Source organism: Streptomyces sp. NPDC042364 (assembly GCF_056437585.1).
Genome location: NZ_JBWKAJ010000004.1, coordinates 394,004 through 413,402, shown reverse-complemented (window position 1 = coordinate 413,402; position 19,399 = coordinate 394,004). Strand labels below are relative to the sequence as shown.

The 19,399-nt window shown below is 72.5% G+C and carries 16 protein-coding genes; 7 read left to right on the top strand and 9 right to left on the bottom strand.

Translation table 11 applies throughout. The annotated features are described in order from the left end of the window. Window positions 1-249 precede the first annotated feature (249 nt). Window positions 250-684, top strand: coding sequence for a MarR family winged helix-turn-helix transcriptional regulator (locus AC067N_RS11330; protein ID WP_478678627.1), 435 nt, complete (start codon window positions 250-252; stop codon window positions 682-684). Between the two features lie 328 nt (window positions 685-1,012). Here the strand turns inward: AC067N_RS11330 and AC067N_RS11325 are convergent, their stop codons facing one another. The 3 genes from AC067N_RS11325 to AC067N_RS11315 all read right to left on the bottom strand — a co-directional run bounded on the left by AC067N_RS11325 (window position 1,013) and on the right by AC067N_RS11315 (window position 6,407). Further along, complete coding sequence (locus tag AC067N_RS11325; RefSeq protein ID WP_478678626.1) at window positions 1,013-4,132, bottom strand: FG-GAP repeat domain-containing protein; 3,120 nt, start codon at window positions 4,130-4,132, stop codon at window positions 1,013-1,015. Window positions 4,133-4,490: 358 nt separating this feature from the next. After that, a complete protein-coding gene (locus AC067N_RS11320) occupies window positions 4,491-5,000 on the bottom strand; it encodes an ArsI/CadI family heavy metal resistance metalloenzyme (protein WP_478678625.1) in 510 nt (169 codons plus the stop codon). Window positions 5,001-5,024: 24 nt separating this feature from the next. Next, a complete protein-coding gene (locus AC067N_RS11315; RefSeq protein WP_478678624.1) occupies window positions 5,025-6,407 on the bottom strand; it encodes an FAD-dependent oxidoreductase in 1,383 nt (460 codons plus the stop codon). Window positions 6,408-6,581: 174 nt separating this feature from the next. Between AC067N_RS11315 and AC067N_RS11310 the strand changes: the two genes are divergently transcribed. Together AC067N_RS11310 and AC067N_RS11305 are read left to right on the top strand one after the other, a co-directional pair. After that, on the top strand, window positions 6,582-6,959 hold the full coding sequence (locus AC067N_RS11310) for an ArsR/SmtB family transcription factor (RefSeq protein ID WP_478678623.1): 378 nt from the start codon (window positions 6,582-6,584) through the stop codon (window positions 6,957-6,959). 201 nt (window positions 6,960-7,160) lie between these two features. After that, complete coding sequence (locus AC067N_RS11305) at window positions 7,161-8,423, top strand: DUF418 domain-containing protein (protein WP_478678622.1); 1,263 nt, start codon at window positions 7,161-7,163, stop codon at window positions 8,421-8,423. 85 nt (window positions 8,424-8,508) lie between these two features. Here the strand turns inward: AC067N_RS11305 and AC067N_RS11300 are convergent, their stop codons facing one another. Next, on the bottom strand, window positions 8,509-11,160 hold the full coding sequence (locus tag AC067N_RS11300) for an RICIN domain-containing protein (protein WP_478678621.1): 2,652 nt from the start codon (window positions 11,158-11,160) through the stop codon (window positions 8,509-8,511). A gap of 376 nt (window positions 11,161-11,536) precedes the next feature. On the opposite strand from AC067N_RS11300, the gene AC067N_RS11295 reads away from it, so the two are divergent. From AC067N_RS11295 to AC067N_RS11285, 3 genes are all read left to right on the top strand, one after another. Then, window positions 11,537-14,215: a SpoIIE family protein phosphatase gene (locus tag AC067N_RS11295; RefSeq protein WP_478678620.1), complete on the top strand. Its 2,679-nt coding sequence runs from the start codon at window positions 11,537-11,539 to the stop codon at window positions 14,213-14,215. A 515-nt stretch (window positions 14,216-14,730) separates the two neighbouring features. Continuing rightward, window positions 14,731-14,952 (top strand): type II toxin-antitoxin system VapB family antitoxin, encoded by a 222-nt coding sequence (locus tag AC067N_RS11290; protein WP_478678619.1) that lies wholly within the window; start codon window positions 14,731-14,733, stop codon window positions 14,950-14,952. Then, window positions 14,949-15,359: a PIN domain-containing protein gene (locus AC067N_RS11285; protein WP_478678618.1), complete on the top strand. Its 411-nt coding sequence runs from the start codon at window positions 14,949-14,951 to the stop codon at window positions 15,357-15,359. Before AC067N_RS11290 ends, AC067N_RS11285 begins: the two co-directional genes overlap by 4 nt. Window positions 15,360-15,369: 10 nt before the next feature. Here the strand turns inward: AC067N_RS11285 and AC067N_RS11280 are convergent, their stop codons facing one another. From AC067N_RS11280 to AC067N_RS11260, 5 genes are all read right to left on the bottom strand, one after another. Further along, a complete protein-coding gene (locus tag AC067N_RS11280; protein ID WP_478678617.1) occupies window positions 15,370-17,151 on the bottom strand; it encodes a PP2C family protein-serine/threonine phosphatase in 1,782 nt (593 codons plus the stop codon). A 47-nt stretch (window positions 17,152-17,198) separates the two neighbouring features. Further along, complete coding sequence (locus AC067N_RS11275; RefSeq protein WP_478678616.1) at window positions 17,199-17,372, bottom strand: hypothetical protein; 174 nt, start codon at window positions 17,370-17,372, stop codon at window positions 17,199-17,201. Between the two features lie 35 nt (window positions 17,373-17,407). Then, the gene (locus AC067N_RS11270) at window positions 17,408-17,764 is read right to left on the bottom strand and encodes a PRC-barrel domain-containing protein (RefSeq protein WP_478678615.1); all 357 of its coding nucleotides are present in this window, start codon (window positions 17,762-17,764) and stop codon (window positions 17,408-17,410) included. A gap of 130 nt (window positions 17,765-17,894) precedes the next feature. Then, on the bottom strand, window positions 17,895-18,167 hold the full coding sequence (locus AC067N_RS11265; protein WP_478678614.1) for a hypothetical protein: 273 nt from the start codon (window positions 18,165-18,167) through the stop codon (window positions 17,895-17,897). 134 nt (window positions 18,168-18,301) lie between these two features. Beyond that, window positions 18,302-18,568 (bottom strand): hypothetical protein, encoded by a 267-nt coding sequence (locus tag AC067N_RS11260; RefSeq protein ID WP_478678613.1) that lies wholly within the window; start codon window positions 18,566-18,568, stop codon window positions 18,302-18,304. Window positions 18,569-18,767: 199 nt separating this feature from the next. Here AC067N_RS11260 and AC067N_RS11255 point away from each other — a divergent pair, with 199 nt between their 5' ends. After that, window positions 18,768-19,277: a DUF5994 family protein gene (locus AC067N_RS11255; RefSeq protein ID WP_478678612.1), complete on the top strand. Its 510-nt coding sequence runs from the start codon at window positions 18,768-18,770 to the stop codon at window positions 19,275-19,277. Window positions 19,278-19,399: the final 122 nt, after the last annotated feature.

The following is a 19,399-nucleotide window of genomic DNA, read 5'->3' as shown; positions in this document are numbered from 1 at the left end:
CCGGGATCCCTGACGGGTCGTGCCGGGGGTTCGGGGCGTTCATGGCCGGCGTGCGCGCCCAGGGCGCCTCTGATGGATCTCCGCGGCGTGGTGAGGTCCGGCGCGCCCGCTCGGCGTGCCGGACGCCGCTGCATCGTCCACGGAGATCCATCGGAAGGTCCCTAGTACGCTGACACTCAGCCCAGTGCCTGCGAGAGTGTGACCGTGACTGCCTTCCGCCGCCGCCCAGAGCCTGACGAGGTCGCGCGTGTGACCACGACGGCCGTCGAGCTGCTGGAAGTCGTGTGGGGCCGTGCCTCCACCGCGCCCACCTCAGCGTCCCAGCTGCGCGTCCTGCACATACTCGAACACCAGGACGGCATCAACCTGCGCACCCTGGCGGAGACGCTCGCGTCGACACCGCCGTCCACGAGCCGGCTGTGCGACCGGCTGCACGCCGCGGGATTCATCGAGCGGGTGGTGAGCGCGGAGGACAGGCGTGAGGTGCGGCTGCACCTCAGCAGCCGGGGCCGCGCCTTCCTCGCCGACCTGCGGACACGCAGGGAGAGGGAGCTGCGGAAGGTGCTGGCGGACATGCCCGCCGCCAAGCGGACCGCCCTGCTGGAGGGGCTGGAGGCCTTCTGCGCCACCGCGGCCGTGCAGATCCACGACGACGCCCCGGACTCCAGCAGCCGCACCGCCTGAGCGGTCCGTCGCGACGTCGGCGGCACCGTCGCCTCTCTGCGACGGCGACCCGCGCACGGAGCGGTCTCCGTCCACCGGAGCATCCCATGTCCTTCCCCGTGCACGTCCGACACGGTTACTTTGTTGTCTCACGGCTATTATTGTCAAACGACAACAGTCTCTGTTCCGTCATCGCCTGCACGCGTACGGGTACCCCGTGCGGGACGTGTTCTGCGGTGGCTGTGGGCCTTGTCTCCCGAACGAGGGACGAAACGGCCGGGGCCGGCGGATGACGGAGCGTCCCCCCGTCCGTCCGCCGGCCCCGGCCGTCGGTCTGTCCCGTCACCGCTCAGAAGAGGGACTTGTAGCCGCTCCAACCGGTCGCGATCCGGGTCCGGGGCCCGAACGAGCCCTTGCCGTCGCCGCTGTTGCGCCACAGGTTGCCGCTGGTGTCGCGGGCGACCAGGTCGGGGCGGCCGTCGTCGGTGAGATCGCCGACGCCGACGATCGCGTTGTACGAGCCGCCCCAGTTCGACAGCACCTTGACGCGGGCCGCGAACGAGCCGTCGCCCCTGCCGTCGTAGCGGTAGAGAGTGTCGGACGTGTCCTGGGCCAGGAGGTCCGCCCTGCCGTCGCCGGTGAGGTCGCCGGCGCCGACGATCTTCTTGTAGCCCTTCCAGTTGTCGTAGAGCTTCACACGAGCGGCGAGCTTGCCGTCGCCCGTGCCCTTGAAGAGGTAGACCGCTCCGGTGGAGGAGTTCCTCGTGACCAGGTCGGGGCGGCCGTCGCCGCTCACGTCGCCGGGCGACGTCAGGACGTCGTACTGCGTCCAGCCGCTGGTCGCGAGGGTGGTGTACGACGTCGACGGTTTGACCGCCGCCCCGCACCCGGGCTTGTACAGCCGCAGCGCGCCGCTGCCGTAGCGCACGAGGACGTCGTTGCAGCGGTCGCCGCTCAGGTCGCCGAAGGGGACCGCCCTGATGGTCGTCGGCCAGCCGGTGCCCGTGTACTTGTCGCCGAGCCTGCCCGTCCCCGTGCCGCTGTGGAAGGTCAGCCCGCCCGAGGAGTTGAGCGTGAGCAGGTCGCCACGGCCGTCGGGGCCCTCGGGGCTGACGAAGTCGCGGCGCACGGCGGCGCCCCGCTGCAGAAAGCCCTCCCCGCCGGTCACCGTGGCCGCCGCGGTCGTGCCGAGGCCGGTCGCCTTCAGGGTCCAGGTGAAGTGGCCGTTGGGGAAGTGGCTCCCGCTCGCCGTCCTCCCGTCCCAGGTCGCCGCCACCCGGCCCGGCGTCGCGCCGCCGGAGAGCGTGCGGGTGGCCTTGCCGTTCGCGCCGCTCTGCACCGACGTGAAGCTGAGCGACCAGGAGGTGACCGGGCGGGACAGCACCCAGTGGCCCTCGAAGGGCATCCCCGGGCCCACGTGGCCGCTCGCCGACGACTCGAAGGCCGTCACGGCGGACGGCGCGATGCCCGTCGTGGTGACGTGCGTGCGCTCGTAGTCGTCGAACCAGGCGACCAGCCCGGTGTACTCGTCGACCGTCCAGCGGTAGCGGCGATCCGCGCTCAGGCCCTGGTCGGCCAGGTCCGAGGCGATCGTGCGCGAGGTGCCGGTGGCCGCCTCGGTCAGGACCAGGGTGCGCGCGGCGTGGTCGTGGCGGACCGTGAAGCCGTCGCCGAGGAGCACGTCACCGGGGGTGACCGCCGTCGACGTACCGGCCGCGGTGTCGTACACGCCCGCCGAGTCCGTCCCGCAGGCCCAGTACACCCAGCGGCCCGCCGCCTGGAGTTCGCTCGGCACACAGGCCAGGCCCGGCACGGTCACCGAGGTGAGCGTCTTCGCCAGCGGGACGCTGTACGAGGTGAGCTTGCCGGCGGTGGTGGTGGCGCTCCACAGGGTGGAGCCGTTCAGGGCCGCGGCGCGAACGGACCGCTTCAGCTTCTCGCCCTGGCCGAACTCGCCGACGTACTGCTGCGGGGCGGCCCCGCCGGAGTCGTACACGGCGTAGTCGTCGGAGACGTCGACGATACGGCCGCCCTTGCCGCCGAAGTCCAGATAGTGGCCGCCGATCTCCACCAGGCGGTCATCGCCGCCGCCCTCGCCCTCGTCGGTGCCGCCGTTCGCGTCGAGGTAGACGTCCCTGGCGTCGAGGTTCCCCCACAGCGCCGAGCAGCTGGTGCCCTGGTACGGGCAGAGGGCGGAGTGGACCGAGCCGCTCGCGGTGGCCCCGGACGCCGTCAGCGTGGCGGAGCCGTCGGTGGTGAGGGCGCGTACGGACGTGGTGTCGGCGGTGGCGGCCGGGTCGTCCTCGGCGACGCGCAGGCTGCCTCGGCTGAGCGCGATGCCCGTCTTGTCGTTCTCCAGCGCCGGGGCCTGCCGGACCTTCGTCAGCGTCAGCGTGCCGTCGTCTGCCTGGCTCACCCGCTGCACCCACCAGTCGTTGGCGTCGGTGCCGCCGCTGACCAGCGCGCTCCTGCCACCGGCCGCCAGCGTGTACGCGCCGGCGCTCGCCAGCAGCGTCTGCTGCACCGAGGGGGCGTTGACGTCGACCGCGAGCAGCCTGGAGCCGAGCGAGCCGGAGGACAGCGGCAGCAGCAGCCAGTCGCCGACCAGGACCGGGGCGCCGTCGAGCGCCCCCGGGTGGGCGGGCAGTGTGACGACCCGCTCGGCGGCGGTGAGGTCGGCGCGGGACTTCAGATGCAGGACGGCGGTGTCGTCGTCGTACCAGCCGACGCTGTCCTCGCTCATCACATGGTGGTCGGCGGCGGTCGCGTCGGTGAACGCGTGGGTGTTCACGGCCGACTCGATGTCGATGTAGTCGACGGCGCCGGAGCGTGCCCAGAGCACACCCTCGGAGTCCGCGGCGACGACCTCCCTGTCCTGGAGGTTCGTCGGCTCGCCCGTCACCCTGCGGACGCGCTTGGCGCCGTCGACGACGTCGATCAGGGCCCGGCCGGTGACGACCGTGTCCCCGGCCAGGGCCCGGTAGTAGCCGTCGGTGGTGGAGCCGTTCCAGCTGAGGCCGGTGGTCTTGCCGGTGGCCGGGTCCCAGAGCGTGACGGTCGACGCGTAGGTCATCGAGGCCGGCCCCAGAGCGACCACGTCGCTGTCCGACCCGAACCACGCCGGACGGCACTCGGCGGTGAGGGAGCAGGTCGAGGCCGGCACGAAGACGCTGCCGTCGGCCTTCTCGACCGTGACGGTCCTGCCCGTCGTGTAGTCCGTCCACAGCATCCCCGCCTTGCCGGTCTGCCGGTGCAGGAAGCCGCTGTCACCGGCGACGTACGGGCGGTCGGTGCGCGGTGTGGTGCTGCTCGGGTCCACGAGTGTGATCGCGGTGGTGTCGCCGGCGGCCGCGGTCGCTTCGGCGGAGCCGCCTCCCGTCGACAGGACGGCGGCGGTCGCGGCCACGAGGACCGCCAACGAGGTGACGGCGGCGGCCGGCCCGCCCCGTCCCGGGGCGTGTCTGCCCACGTGGGTTCCCTCCCCTGCGAGGACCCATGCCCTCGCACAAATGGCCGGATCGTACCAGGGGAGGCGGCGCCGAGGCGGGCGCACACAGATGGGAAAGCCGAGCTCACACCGGTGTTGGGACACCGGTGTTGGGACACCGGTGATGGGACACCGGTGATGGGAAGGCAGCGGCCGGCTCGTCGGGACACCCGGGGAGGCGTCTTCCTCTTCCTGCCGGTCGAGGACGGGGAGGCGTGCGCAGACGATCCCCCAGCCGGTGGTCCGGGTGCCGCACAGGGCGGGCGGAGCGGACCGGGGCCGTGACCGGGCCCCCGTCCCGGTCACGGCCCCGCCGGAGCGGAGGTCGGTCAGCGGCGGATCAGCAGCAGCCGCCCGCGGCCACCGTCTCCTTCGCGCCGGTGCCGGTGCCGGTGTTGGCGTCAGAGTCGGTGGGGGAGCCGGTGCCGGAGTCCGTCGTGCCGGTGCAGCAGGTGCTGCCCTGCTGTCTGGCGAGGGAGTCGGCGTCGGCCTTGACGACGTACACCTCCCAGGGTTCGCTGCCGGGGCCGTGGACCCAGACCTTGTCCTGGACGGCGTAGCAGCAGGTGGTGTCGTTCTCCACGTCGGTGGCCAGGCCCGCCTCGCCCAGCCGGGCGGTGGCGGCGTGCACCTCCTCGCTCGTCCCGACCTCGACACCGAGGTGGTCCATGCGCGTCGCCTCGTCCGGGGCGCCTTCGATGAGGACGAGCTTGAGCGGGGGCTCGGCGAGGGCGAAGTTGGCGTAGCCGTCGCGGAGTTTGGCGGGCGCGGTACCGAACAGCCTGGTGTAGAACTCGACGGACGCGTCGAGGTCGGGCACGCGCAGGGCGAGCTGTACGCGGGATGTCATCGCGAACCTCCTTGGGTGGGTGTTTCAGCAGCCGCCGGACGCGGTGGCCGGGGCGGTGTCGATCCGGAGCGTGGCGGAGTCTCCGCAGCAGCCGTCGCCCGCGCCGTCCCGGGACGGGCCGGGCTCGTCGAACAGGCCCGCGCCGCCGCAGACCCCGGTCTCGGGGAGGGTGAGTTCGACGCGCTCGGCGGCCTCGCGGTCACCGGCGACGGCGGCGGCGACGGAGCGGACCTGCTCGTAGCCGGTCATGGCGAGGAAGGTGGGGGCGCGGCCGTACGACTTCATGCCGACCAGGTAGACGTCCCGCTCGGGGTGGGACAGTTCGCCCACGCCGTGCGGGTACACGGTGCCGCAGGAGTGGACGTTGGGGTCGATCAGCGGGGCGAGCGCGGTGGGGGCCTGGAGGCGTTCGTCGAGGCCGAGGCGGAGTTCGGAGAGGAAGGACAGGTCGGGCCGCAGGCCGGTCAGGACGATGACCTCGTCGACCGGGTCGAGACGGCGGCCGTCCTCCGCGACCAGGACGAGCCGGCCGTCGCCCGCGCGGTCCACGGCCTGTGCGCGGAACCCGGTGACGGCGCTCGCGTGGCCGGCGTCGACGGCGGCCTTGGCCCGCAGGCCCAGCGCGCCCCGGGCGGGGAGCTGGTCTGCCTCGCCGCCCCCGAAGGTGTTCGCCCCGATGCCGCGCCGCAGGACCCAGACCGCGTGTGTGCCGTCCTCCTCCTTCGCCAGGTCGGCGAGGAGCGCGAGCGCGGTGAAGGCGGAGGCCCCCGAGCCGACGACCGCGGTGCGCCTGCCCGCGTAGCGGGCGCGTACGGCGGGGTCGCCCAGGTCGGGGACGCGGTACGCGACGCGGTCGGCGGCCGCCCGCTCGCCGAGCGCGGGGAGTCCGTCGGCGCCCAGGGGGCTCGGGCGGGACCAGGTGCCCGAGGCGTCGACGACGGCGCGGGCCGCGATCCGCTCCTCTCGGCCGTCGGCGGACCGGATGTGCACGGTGAAGGGCTGCTCCTCGCGGCCGGAGTCCACGACGCGGTCGCGTCCGGCGCGGGCGACGCCGGTCACCGTGGTGCCGTAGCGGACCCTGTCCCCGAGGGTGTCGGCGAGGGGCTGGAGGTAGCGCTCGGCCCAGTCGCCGCCGGTCGGGTACGTGGCGGTGTCGGGGCGGACCCAGCCGGTCGGGGCGAGCAGCTTCTCGGCGGCCGGGTCGACGACCTCGCCCCAGGTGGAGAACAGCCGGATGTGCGCCCACTCCCGTACGGCGCTGCCCGCGGCCGGTCCGGCCTCCAGGACGAGGGGTTCCAGCCCGCGCTCGACCAGGTGGGCGGCGGCGGCCAGGCCGATGGGTCCGGCGCCGATGACCACGACGGGCAGCCGGTCGCCGGTGAGCACGCTGTTGCTGGACGCGGCCACGGGATTCCCCTTTGTTTCGATGTTTGTCGATTTCCTGTGCGGCCCAGCGTGGCACTTGTATCGACGACTGTCAACATAGACATTCATCGAATCTGTGGCGGGGTCGGGGTGGGGCGGAGTGGAGCGGGACCGTGGACCCTCGCCCGCTGCTTCGATATGTGTCAACATAGATGCATGTCGAACACCAAGGTGCTGCCGCTGCTGGACCCCGCCCCGGGCGAGGCCGTGGTGCCGTGCTGCCCGCCGCTCACCGAGCGCCCGTTCACCGCGGAGGAGGCCGAGACGGCCGCGCGGATGTTCAAGGCCCTCGGCGATCCCGTGCGCCTGCGGCTGTTCTCCGCCGTGGCCTCCCACGAGGGCGGCGAGGCGTGCGTGTGCGACATCTCCGACGTGGGCGTCTCACAGCCGACCGTCTCCCACCACCTGAAGAAGCTCAAGGAGGCCGGACTGCTCACCTCCGAGCGGCGCGGCACCTGGGTGTACTACCGGGTCGAGCCGTCAGTGCTCGCCGCGATGGGCCGGCTCCTGACCAGGGCGGCGCCGACGGCCTGAGAGGTCCTTTCGAACCGGGCGTCCGATCGGGCCGCGCGACCCGGGCGCTCATCGGTGAAGAGACCCCTGAGGCGGCTCGGGCCCGTACGGTGGCGGATTTCCGACCCGCCGACCGGCGGGGTGACGGGGGCCGGTCGGCGGGGCAACTCCCGTGACTTATCGGATAGTTGACCGCTGTCGCACCTCGGCATCGTTGCCCCGGTGACCGAGACCGACAGCGCCGAGAAGGCGCCCCCACGACAGCTGGCCACCCCCTCCACGGCGACGCCGGACGCCGCGCCGCTCGCACGGCTGGTCGCGGTGGACCTCGCCCGTGCGCTGGCCGTGTTCGGTATGTTCGCCGTGCACGTCGGCCCCTTCCCCATGCCCGGCGGAGGAGTCGGCGACTGGTTCCTGGGCCTGGCGAGCGGCCGCGCGTCGGCCCTGTTCGCCACCCTCGCCGGGTTCTCCCTGATGCTGATCGCCGGCCGTCTCCAACCGAAGACCGGACTCGCCGGCCGCCAGGCGAGGGCCCGGATCGTGATCCGCGCCGTGATCCTGCTGGTGGTGGGCACCGCGCTGGCGATGACCGACTTCGGCGGCGCCGGCATCCTCAACTTCTACGCCGTGTACTTCCTGCTCGCCCTGCCACTGCTGCGGCTGCGGGCCAGGACCCTCGCGATCATCGCGGTCGCCCTCGCGTTCGTCACACCGCAGCTCGCGTACGCCCTCCGCGCGCTGCTCACCGAGTCGACGGTGACCACCATCGACGGGTACGACCCCATCGCCCGGCTCTCCGGGGTGGGCGTGCTCGACCTCTTCCTCACCGGCCTCTACCCGGCGATCACCTGGATGACGTTCGTCGTCACCGGTATGGCGCTGGGCCGGCTGGACCTGTCCTCCGGCACGGTGCGGCGGCGGCTGGCCGTGGTCGGTCCCGCGCTGATCGCGTTCGGCTACGGCGTCTCCTGGCTGGTGCTCCGGCTGACCGGCGGCGACAAGGAGATCGCGGCCGCGATGCCCGACATGAAGGACTTCGAGGCCCTGAAGGACGCCGGCGCGTCGGCGGGCGCCTTCGACATGCCGGTCGGCAGCGGGCTGTGGGGCCCCGACGCCTGGGGGCTGCTGGCGGCCGAGCCGCACACCGGGTCCACGTTCGACCTCATCGGCAGCCTGGGCATCGCGATCACGGTGCTGCTGTGCCTGACGGTGGCGCTGGACCGGCTGCCGGTGCTGCGCCGGCTGGCGGCGCCGGTCATCGCCGTCGGCACCATGTCCCTGACCCTCTACGTGGGCCACATCCTGGTGATCCTCGCCCTGCCCGGCGAATCGGCCACCCCGCCGCAGTCCGCCTCCGGCGCGCTGCTGTTCTGCTTCGTCCTCGGCGCCACCCTGTTCGCGGCGACCTGGTCCCGCTTCTTCCGCCGCGGCCCGCTGGAGCACCTGCTCAGCAACGCCACCCGACTGGCGAACCGGGTCCGTTGACGCGCGGGCGCGTCCCCCGGGCCCGGGGCGGGGCCGCGGACCGTGGTGGCCGTGGCCCCGCTCGGGCGTCGGGGACGGGGCGGGATCAGGACGGGTCGCCGTACTGCAGACCGCGTCCGTTGGTGCCGACGTAGACCCGGCCGAAGGTGTCGGGGTCGCCGGTGACGACGCCGACGCCGCCGATCGCGCCCCACTGGTGGGCGTCGTCGTTGACCCGGACCCACGTGGCGCCCTTGTCGGTGGAGCGGAAGACGCCGGTGACGTCCTTGACCGTGCCGATCAGGTACAGCGCCTGGTAGTCGGCGCCCGGCGCGGCCTTGCCGAAGCCGAGGGCGGACGCCGACTGCACCGTCCTGAGCGTGGTGAAGGTGCGGCCGCCGTCGGTGGAGTGCAGCAGCCCCTTGCCGGAGCCGGAGATCCACAGGTCCCCGGCGACACCGGGAACGGCCGTGAGCCGGCCGGAGGGCAGGTTGGCGGCGCGGGCGGTGAAGGTGGCGCCGCCGTCGGTGCTGGCGTAGAGCGTGCCGTTGGACAGGGAGTAGAACGTCCTGGCCGAGGAGCGGTCGGCGACGACCACGGCGCCGTTGCCCAGGCCGCCGACCCTCGACCAGCTCGCCCCGTTGTCGGTCGAGCGGTACGGGGCCTCACCGGCCTCGGTCCAGACGATGGCGGAGCCGTCCGCCGCGAGCGCGATGTGACCGTCCTGGGCGGAGGCCACCGGCTCCGCCTTGAAGCCCTTCCAGCTGACGCCGCCGTCGGTGGAGTACGCGCCGTCCTGCGCGCCGCCACGGCCGACGCGGACCATCATCGAGGGCTTCGACTGGGCGAAGTCGATGTCGGTGCTGTTGGTCATCATCGGGTTGTCCAGCCGACCGGAGGGCACCTTGGTCAGGGAGTCGTGCCGGAAGCCGCCCTGGTCGCCCATGGCGGTGATGACGGCGGCGCCGCCCGGAGGGGCGATCGCGTCGATCAGCGCGGTCTCCTCCAGGCCTCGGGCGCCCATGGCCCAGTGGCTGGTGCCACCGCTGTCGGAGGCGTTGGCGTCCTTGCTGCGCAGGATGCCGTTGCCCGTGCCGTACAGCACGTGCCCGGAGTCGAAGGGGTCGATGGCCAGGGCGGTCATCCAATGCCCGGTGTGGGTGCCGACGTACGGGGCGGCGGAGGCGCTGCGCTTCGACTTGTCGGCCAGCGCCTTCCAGGTCGCGCCGCCGTCGGTGCTGCGGTAGATCTCGTCCTCGGGCCACCAGCGGCCGAGGGTCGTGACCATCACCGTGGACGGCTTGCGCGGGTCGACGGCCAGACCGGAGAACCCGTAGCCGCCCTGGGAGGGGGAGATGTCCTTCCACGCCCCGGTGGCCGGCGTGTACTTCCACACCGAGCCGCCGGTCACGCCGTTGGGCCCGAGGGCGTTGGTGTACGTCAGGTACAGCGAGCCGTCACCGGAGAGCACGCCGTGCTGCGGCAGCTGGCCGGTGGGCTGCCCGGACACGGCCTGCCAGGTGGCGCCGCCGTCGGTGGAGCGGTAGAGGGAGGTGGACTTGTCGTTGACGCCGACGTAGACCGTCCTGCTGCCGGCCTTGCCGTACGTCACGAACGAGATGCCTGCGCCGCTGCCCGCCCCGTCCTTGACGGGGAACGAGGAGACCTGCTTCCAGGTCGCGCCGTGGTCGGTGCTGCGCCACAGGCCGTTCTTCCGGGTGCCCAGCAGCAGGGTGCCGTTGTCCGCGGGGTCGACCACCAGCCGTTCGCCCGCGCCGCGACCGTCCTCGTTGCCGCCCAGCTTGAAGGGCAGCGCGGTGCGCTTGAAGGTGCGGCCCCGGTCGGTGGAGCGCAGGATCGCGCCGTTGCCCGCCCAGTCGTTGGTGTAGGTGCCCGCCCCGAGGTAGAGCCGGTCGGGGTCGACGGGGTCGGTGGCCAGCGAGTCGATGCCCAGCAGGTTCCAGTCCTTCTCGCCGATCCAGTCGGTCAGCGGGATCCACTGCTCGGCCCCGGTGTCCCAGCGGTAGGCGCCGCCCATGTCCGTGCGGGCGTACAGCAGGCCCTTCTCCTTCTGGTTGAACACCAGGCCGGTGACGTAACCGCCGCCCACCACCTGGGCGTTCTTCCACACATACGGTCCGGCCTTGGCCTTGGTCTGCGTGGTGCCGGTCCCGGACGTCCCGGTCCCGCCCACCTTCACCAGCTTCCACTGCTGGTTGGTGCCGCCCGCGCCGGGGTACTGGATGACCGCCGCGCCGTCGCTCCGGGAACCCCCGGAGACGTCCAGGACCTTGCCGCTCCGACGGGAGGTGAGGGTGACGGCGTCGGAGCCGCTCACGTCGTCGATCCGCCACTCCTGGGAGGCGGCGGAGCTGTCGGTCTGCTGCTCGGCGACGGCCGCCTGGGCGGTCGAGTCGCCCTTGATGCCCAGCACCTTGCCGCTGTTGCGGTTCACGAGCTCGTAGTAGCCGCCCCCGGCGGGCTTCAGCCGCCACTGCTGGTTGGCGGTGCCCTGGTCGGTCCACTGCTGGATACGGGTGCCGTCGGCGGTGGAGAAGCCGTTGACGTCCAGCACCTTGCCGCTGCGCACGGAGACGAGCTTGTAGAAGGCGCCGCCGTCGATCGTCGCGGCCTGCGAGTCCTCCTGGGTCAACAGGACGTACGGCACGACGGCGAGGGGCGCGCCGAGGAAGAGTGCGGTGGCGGTCCAGCGACGGCGGTGGCGCCTGCGGCGCCCGCCGTTCGTGGGGTTGTTCATGGGGAGGCGTTCTCCTTGGAGGCCGTTCACGGGGGAAGGGCGGATCCGGACACGGGAACCGGCCGGATCCGCTCCCTTGTGGTCACAGGCCTCGCAAAGGGTTGCCATGATCCGAAAAGTCTCTTCAGGTCACCCGCCGAGGCGCCGGCGGTCCCCGCCGGAGGCGCGCGGCGGCCTCGGCGTGCCGTCCCGGGCGCGTGTACGGTGCCGGTGCCGGCCAGGAACCCGGCGGGCGGGCGGGCGCGGGCGCGCGCCTCTCGACGGCGTGTGACCAGAGTGACTGGTGTGGCTGGTGAGGTGATCGAACGCCACTGGACAAGGGCGGTCTTCAGTGCAGACCCGTGACTATATGGGTGATCGGTGCTAGAAAGGCCGGATGAAGGACCGTTTTGCCCGAGTTCGTCATATATCACCACTGTGGTCGCTGGCCCGGAGGAACACGCGCAGTGTCGCGGGGCAGATATTCCTCCTCCAGGTGGCCTTGGTGGTGCTGCTCGTGGCATTCGCGGTCTTCGCTCTCGTCGTGCAGTCACAGAGCCATACGAACGCCGAGGCCAAACGAAGATCCATAGCGGTCGCCCAGACTTTCGCGCACTCCCCGGGCGTGCTGTCCGCACTGCAGGCCCCCGATCCGGCGAAGATCCTTCAGCCGCTCACCGAGGCGGGCCGCGAGTCCGCGGGCGTCGACTTCGTCGTGGTGATGGACACCAAGGGGATCCGCTACACCCATCCCCTGCCGGACCGCATCGGGAAGCGGTTCGTAGGCGAGATCGAGCCGTCCCTCGCGGGCAAGGTCTACACCGAGAGCGTCCACGGCCCCCTCGGCCACGAGGTCCAGGCGACCGTGCCCATCCGGGACGACCAGGGCAAGGTGGTGGCGCTCGTCTCCGCCGGGCTGAAGGTCAAGAACGTGACCAGCCTGGTCGACCGGCAGATTCCGATCATCCTGACCGCCGGGGCGGTCGCGCTCGGCGTCGCCACCGCCGCCACGGCGCTCGTGGGCAGGCGGCTGCGACGGCAGACGCACAGCCTGGCCCCGAACGAGATGTCGCGCATGTACGAGCACCACGACGCGGTGCTGCACGCCGTGCGCGAAGGGGTGCTCATCGTCAACGACGAGGGGCGGCTGCTGCTGGCGAACGACGAGGCCCGGCGTCTGCTGGAACTGCCCCCGGACGCCGAGGGCAGGCATGTGTCGGACATGCCGTCCCTGGAGCCCGAGATGGCGTCGCTGCTCGGCTCCGGACGCGAGGCCACCGACGAGGTGCACCTGGCCGGGCCGCGGCTGCTGGTGGTCAACCAGCGGCCGACGGACCGCGGCGGAGGCCCCCAGGGCACCGTGGTGACACTGCGCGACTCCACGGAACTGCGGGCCGTGTCCGGCCGGGCCGAGGTCACGGGCGAGCGGCTGAAACTGCTCTACGACGCCGGGTTGGGCATCGGCACCACCCTGGACGTGGTCCAGACCGCCGACGAACTCGCCCGGATCGCCGTCCCGCGCTTCGCCGACTTCGTCACCGTGGACCTCGCCGACGCCGTCCTGCACGGTGAGGAACCGGCGGCCACGGCGAAGGGGATGCGACGCGTCGCCGTCTGCGGCATCCGCGACGACCACCCGCTCTACGAGAAGGGCCGGCTGATCGACTTCCTGCCCTCCACGCCCCAGGCGCGCGGCTACGGCTCCGGCCGCTCGGAACTGGTGGCCGACCTGTCGACCGCGACGGGGTGGCTTCTGCAGGACCCGGAGCGCACCGAGCAGGTCGTGGACTACGGCATCCATTCGCTCATCACGGCTCCGATCCTGGCGCGCGGTGTCGTGCTGGGCATGGTCAACTTCTGGCGCTCCAAGGAGCACGAACCCTTCGACCAGGAGGAGCTGTCCCTGGCGGAGGAACTCGTGGCCCGCGCCGCGGTCAGCATCGACAACGCCCGCCGGTACACGCGCGAGCACGCCCTGGCGGTCACCCTCCAGCGCAGCCTGCTGCCGCGGGGCCTGCCCGAGCTGAGCGCCCTCGACGTCGGCTACCGGTACCTGCCGGCCCAGTCGGGAGTGAGCGGGGACTGGTTCGACGTGATTCCCCTGCCGGGCAGCCGGGTGGCGCTGGTCGTCGGTGACGTGGTCGGCCACGGCCTGCACGCCGCCGCGACGATGGGGCGGCTGCGGACCGCGGTGCACAACTTCTCCACGCTCGACCTGCCGCCGGACGAGCTGCTGAGCCATCTCGACGACCTGGTCGGCCGCATCGACCAGGACGAGTGCACGGACAGTCCCGCCGCCGTCGTGGGCGCCACCTGCCTCTACGCGATCTACGACCCGACGACGCGCCGTTGCACCATGGCCCGCGCGGGGCACCCGGCTCCCGCGCTGGTCCATCCCGACGGCGAGGTCACCTTCCCCGAGCTGCCGCCGGGCCCGCCGCTGGGTCTCGGCGGCATGCCGTTCCAGACCGCGGAGCTGGAGATCGGCGAGGGCTCCCAGCTCGTCCTCTACACCGACGGCCTCATCGAGGACCGGACCCGCGACCTCGACGAGGGGATGGAACTCCTGCGCAAGGCCCTGGCGGGCCACACGGACCGGGCGCCGGAGGAGAGCTGCCGGGCGGTGCTGGAGGCCCTGCTGCCCGAGCGCCCCACGGACGACGTGGCGCTCCTCATCGCCCGCACGCACGCGCTGCCGCCGGAGCGGATCGCCGAGTGGGACGTGCCACCGGACCCGGCCGCCGTCGCCGGGGTGCGGGCCGCGGCGACCGCCAAGCTCGACGAGTGGGGGCTGGAGGAACTGGGCTTCAGCATGGAACTGGTGCTGAGCGAACTCGTCACCAACGCGCTCCGCTACGGCTGCGAGCCGATCCACCTGAGACTGATCCACGACCGCACCCTGATCTGCGAGGTGGCCGACGGCAGCAGCACATCGCCCCATCTGCGGTACGCCGCGACGACCGACGAGGGCGGCCGGGGCCTGTTCCTGGTCTCCCAGCTGACCGAACGCTGGGGCACCCGGTACACCCCCCAGGGCAAGGTGATCTGGGCGGAGCAGCCGCTGCCGAAGCACTGAGATCCGTACGCTCCCCGACCCCCGACCGGGGTCGCCCGCCGGGAGCACCTGGCCGGTGTGCCGGGCCAGGTGGCCGGGGGCGACGAGCGGTGAGCCTGGCCGCGGGCGACCGGCGCACGTCCCGCGAGCGCCGCGATCCGCTCGCGGGCGCGGGCAGCGGGGCGGGGATCGCCCGCCGGCGCACATGCGCGGCTTCCGGCCGGCTGGGACGACGCCGGTCCTGCCGCCGTAGCCGCGGAAACTCACTGCGGAACGACGGCGGGAAGGGCCGGCCCGGCAGCAACCGGTGACCCATTCCACGCACTTCGGGCTCTGTCGCATGGAGCCGCTCCGGACCTCCGCTGCCGAGAGGTTCGCCGTCGCGCCGTGTCCGGGGCGCTGACGGCCGGCACCGTCTCCCGGGCCGATGGAGCGTCCGTCGCGACCGCACAGGCCGGAGATCCGACACCGAGACGCGGCGATGTTGGTGACGTATCTTTCTATGTACATCACCAACATTGCGGAGGAGGTGCCACATGTCCGTGACGCAGATCGACATCGATGACGACGCCCTCGAACGCGCCATGGCTCTGGCCAAGGTCAGGACCAAGAAGGAGGCGGTCAATCTCGCTCTGAACTTCTACGCCGAGCAGCAGGAGCGTGCGGCCCGCATAAGCCGTCACTTCGAGCGCGCGCGTGAGTGGGGCGCCGTCGAGGACGCCGAGCGTCTGCAGCGGGCGGAGAAGCACGGCCGGTGATCTACTTGCTCGACACGTCCGGCCTGGTACGGCTGCTCCGGGATCCGAAACTGCAATCGGCCTGGTACGACGCGATCGATGTCGGGGCAATCGGTTCCTGCTTCGTGCAACGCGCCGAGTTTCTCCACAGCGCCCGCAACGGTCGCGAGTACGACGAGATCGCGGAGATGTTCGCCGACCTCTACCCCGACGTGTCGGTCCCGAAGAACGCCGGGCGGTGGATCGGCGCGGTGCAACACCGCATGGCCCAGGCCGGGGAGCACCGCAGTGCCTCGGCCGTCGACCTCGTCATCGCCGCCACCGCGGCCCACCACGGCCTGGCTGTTCTCCACGACGATGCCGACTACCGCGCCGTTGCCCGGCATGCCTCCGACCTGACCGAGCACAACATCCACGACGTCGCCTGACTGTCCTCGGTCATGCCGGCGGCAGACGCAGGGCGAGGAGGGCCACGTCGTCGGTGCTGCCGGGCGGCATACGGGCGAGCAGTTGGTCGCACAGCGTGTCCAGGGGCGCGTGGGCGAGACCCAGGGCGTGGCGGCGCAGGTGGCGCAGGCCGGTGTCGAGGTCGCTGCCGGGGATCTCGATCAGGCCGTCGGTGTAGAGCAGCAGTGTGGAACCGGGCGGCAGGGGTTCCGTGGCGTTCGGCCGGCTTCCGCCGTCGCCCAGGTGGGCGCCGAGGAGCAGTCCCTGCCCCGCTTCGAGGTACTGGGCGTGTCCGCCGGGGGTGAGGAGGAGCGGCGGCGGATGTCCGGCGCTGGTCCACCGCAGGGTCCATGGTCCCGTCTGCGGCCGGCCTTCGACCCGGGCGAGGACGAGGGTGGCCATGGGGACGGTGGTGATCGCGGGCATGGCGTCGTCGAGGCGGTCGACGACGCTGCCCGGCGGCCCGACGTGGTCCCAGGCCAGGGAGCGCAGGATGCCGTGCAGTTGGGACATCCCGGCCGCCGCGGTCAGGTCATGACCCACGACGTCGCCGATGACCAGCGCGAGCGTGCCGTCCTTCAGCTCGAACGCGTCGTACCAGTCACCGCCGACCTGGGACCCCACGGGGGCGGGCTGGTAGCGGGCGGCCAGCCGCAGCCGGCCGGGCTGGGGCAGCGGAGCGAGCAGGTTGCGCTGCATGGCCTCGGCGACGGCACGCTGGCGGCCGAAACGCTGTGCGTTGTCGATGACCCGACCGACCCGGCGGCCGATGTCGCTCACCACGTTCAGGTCGTCGGCGTCGAAGGGGTGCGCCGGGTCGGTGCGGATCAGCGTCAGGGCGCCGGTGATCTGCCGTCCGGAGCCCAGCGGCACCGTGATGGCGGAGGTCGCGCCCACCGTCCGCAGGAACTCGCCGTGGCGGGCGGTCAGCGGGGAGCCGGGCGGCACGGTCGCCCCCACCCCGTCCTGCAGCGCGGGATCGCCGCCGTTCAGCACCTGGACGAGAGGAGACGGGTCGCCCGCCCCGGCTTCGGGAAGGTGTTCGCGACCGCCCTCCAGTGCCGCGTCCCGGCCCGCGGGACCGGTGACCGCCACCCGGTGGACCTCCTGACCGGAACCGGTCAGGAGGTCCACCGTGGCCCAGTCGGCGAGGCGGGGCACCAGCATGCGGCCCAGGCGGGCGAGGGCCTCGTCGGTCTCCAGGGTCTGGCCCAGGATGTCGGTGATCTCCGCGACCAGCGTCAGCCGCTCGGTGAGGTCCTCCAGCGCACTCGTGTAGGCGGCTCGTTCAGCCCGTTCCCGGGGTGTCCCGCGATCGCCCGAGACATCGGTGAACAGCACGGCCATGCCCGTGAAGGAGCCGGCGTCCGTCAGCGGCGAAGCGGACCAGGCGACCGTGACCAGGTGACCGTCACCGCGCAGATAGCTGTCGCCGCTCCCGCGTGCGGCGGCCCTCGCGGCCAGTGCCCGCAGCAGTGGGCACCGCTCCCGGACGAGCGTGCCGCCGCCCCCGTCCCGGTGCAGCAGCTCGTGTGCGTCCTCTCCGCGCAGCGCGTCGGAGGCACGGCCCAGCAGCCGCTCGGCGGCCGGGTTGGCGGCGAGGATCCGCGCGGCCGGATCGACCACCATCAGGGCGGTGCCGAGCTGCTCGACCACCTGCTGCCAGAAGCCCGGCTCGGGCTGGGACCCCGACCGTTCCTCGCCGCCCGTACCGGGCAGGGCACCGCGACGGTCCGCTCCACCCGCCGCCCTGGTGTCCGCCCGTCTCCCCATGGTCAGCCCGCCTCCTGAGTGCCGGCCCCGCCGGTGCGGCCTCGCCGTCAGCGTATGGGGTGCCGCCTGGCGCGCCGGGACGTCCGTACCACGGAGAAGATCATGGCCGCGGCGAAGACCACGATGCCGACGGCCAGAAGGAAGCCCAGGCTCTCCACCGCCACACCGATGATGCCCAGCACGACTGCCACGAGGAGCAGCAGAAGGAAGAGCGCCGCCACCTCGGACCACCTCCTTTCGTGCCGTGTGCGTACGGTCAGCGGCGTGCGAGCCGGCGTTCGCCGCCTGCTCCCGGCCGGTATGTCATGTCGTAGTGGCGGAAGATCTCCGCCTCCTGCTCGGCGGGCAGCACGTCGTCCGTCCCGATCGACGGGGCCTTCCGCACCTGCCCCCTGCTGTAGGGGACCCGGACGTAGCCCGGTCCGAGGACCGCGTCGTCGAGGGGGACGAAGACCAGCCGGCGGCGGGTGGGCAGCCCGGACCGGACGGTGGCCACGGCCGCCTCGTCTGTGGCCGTGTCGACGTAGACCGCTTCGAGGACGCCGATTCTGCGCTGTTTCAGATCGACCACGTCATGGTCCCGCCACTCGCGGATGTCGGCTGGACGCATCATGCGCTGCTCCCTGTCTGCCGCTCTGCCAGGTGGTACGTACGAGAATCCCCGGTCCCGCGTCCCGAGGCGGTCGTCCCGAGGCGGTCCTGGGGCGGTCGTCCCGAGGCGGTCCCGAGGCGTCCTGCGGGGGTCAGTCGCGCTCCTCCTCGGCCGCCTCCATGAGCCGTAGCCCCTGATGCGTCAGCATCACCGTCGCGGGTGTTTCCCCGTGGGTCCAGCGGACCGTGACGAGCCCTTCGCCCACCAGATAGGTGCAGGCTGCGGCCAGATCCTGATCGGGGATCTCCAGCTCGTCCCGCAGCGTGGCCCCGGAGGCGTCGGGAAGGCCACTGCGTTCCATGCCCTGGTACAGGACTTTCATGATCGCTGCGCGGTGGTTCTTCCGCTGGTGCAGTGTTGCCATGGTCGCCGCCACTTGTCTCGGGCTCCCGGACCGGCTCTCGCAGTTCACTCTACTCCGGGCCGTACCCCGGTACCCGCCCACCATCAGCGGTTTCGTGGGGAACGGGGCAGGGGGCGGCGTCGCCGCCGGGGCCTCTACCGCCGGGGGCTGTCGTCCGCCGGCCGGCCGCCTTCCGCGGACCGGCTGGTCTCCAGCCATGACCGGGCCGGCTCTGCCGCGTGCGCGGTGTCCACGGTGAGGTCGAGGCGGGTGCCTCCGTCGGGGCCCGCGGGATAGCTGCGCTGCTCGGTGGCGTCGAAGCAACGGCGGAGAACCTCCGCGACCCGCCGGGCGACCTCCGGCGAGGCGGCGACGATCTGGACCTCGGCGTGTCCGTCCCCGGGTGTGTTCATGGACCGCATGGCGACCTCGGCGTTCGGTGGCCCCGTACGAAACGGGCCGGATTCCTCACTTTACTCGGGCGGTCCACGCGGCACCCGCGGGTGACCGGCGGGCTCTCCGGCCGTGGGCGGGGGGCGGGGAGTACCGTGAAACGAGGAAGCCACGGTCCCCCGAGCGAACTCGGTCCCCTCGATCCAGGCAGACGGGCAGGCGAGTGAGATGGCCGACTCCGATTCCCCAAGGGTGGACAGACTCCTGCCGGACGCGGTCCACCGGGCCGTGCGGCCCGGGACGGCTCTCGTGCGGCTGGAGACGACACATGACCGGCAGGGCGTGCTCGACGGGGTGTGGTGGCCTCGTTCCCGCGACATCGCCGCCGAACTCCCCAGCCTGATCAGCGCGCTGACCGAGCACCTCGGGCCCATCACGCGTGTCGGCCTGGACACCGACGCGTGGGAGGAACTGCCGACGCGGATGACCATCGACGACCGGGTCGTCCGCATCGACTCCTTCCCGGTCGGCGACGACACCGTTCTCATCACCCGGGGCGAGCAGGATCTCTTCTCCCTCCTCGTGGTCCCGCCGCACGCGACGCCCGACGCCGCGCGCGCCGCCATGGCCGAGGCCGTCCGTGCCGGCAGCGGGAGGCGGGCCGAGCAGATCCTCATCGACACGGGCACCGGACGAACGGACCGGAGCACCACGCCAGGCCCCGCGGCAGCGGGGTGAGACGCCCGCCCTTGCGAAGAGCCCCGCTCGCGGAATGCTTCCCGCCGGGTTCACGGCCCAGGGACGACGGTTCGCGGGAGGGGGTACGGGACCCTCCTCGACCGAGGGTCCGTCAAGTCCGT

Coding starts and splice junctions, on each gene's coding strand:
- AC067N_RS11295 (WP_478678620.1), top strand. CDS start 11,537: ATGAAGGACCGTTTTGCCCGAGTTCGTCATATATCACCACTGTGGTCG.
- AC067N_RS11260 (WP_478678613.1), bottom strand. CDS start 18,568: ATGCGGTCCATGAACACACCCGGGGACGGACACGCCGAGGTCCAGATC.
- AC067N_RS11270 (WP_478678615.1), bottom strand. CDS start 17,764: ATGATGCGTCCAGCCGACATCCGCGAGTGGCGGGACCATGACGTGGTC.
- AC067N_RS11300 (WP_478678621.1), bottom strand. CDS start 11,160: ATGAACAACCCCACGAACGGCGGGCGCCGCAGGCGCCACCGCCGTCGC.
- AC067N_RS11310 (WP_478678623.1), top strand. CDS start 6,582: ATGTCGAACACCAAGGTGCTGCCGCTGCTGGACCCCGCCCCGGGCGAG.
- AC067N_RS11255 (WP_478678612.1), top strand. CDS start 18,768: ATGGCCGACTCCGATTCCCCAAGGGTGGACAGACTCCTGCCGGACGCG.
- AC067N_RS11265 (WP_478678614.1), bottom strand. CDS start 18,167: ATGGCAACACTGCACCAGCGGAAGAACCACCGCGCAGCGATCATGAAA.
- AC067N_RS11290 (WP_478678619.1), top strand. CDS start 14,731: ATGTCCGTGACGCAGATCGACATCGATGACGACGCCCTCGAACGCGCC.
- AC067N_RS11320 (WP_478678625.1), bottom strand. CDS start 5,000: ATGACATCCCGCGTACAGCTCGCCCTGCGCGTGCCCGACCTCGACGCG.
- AC067N_RS11280 (WP_478678617.1), bottom strand. CDS start 17,151: ATGGGGAGACGGGCGGACACCAGGGCGGCGGGTGGAGCGGACCGTCGC.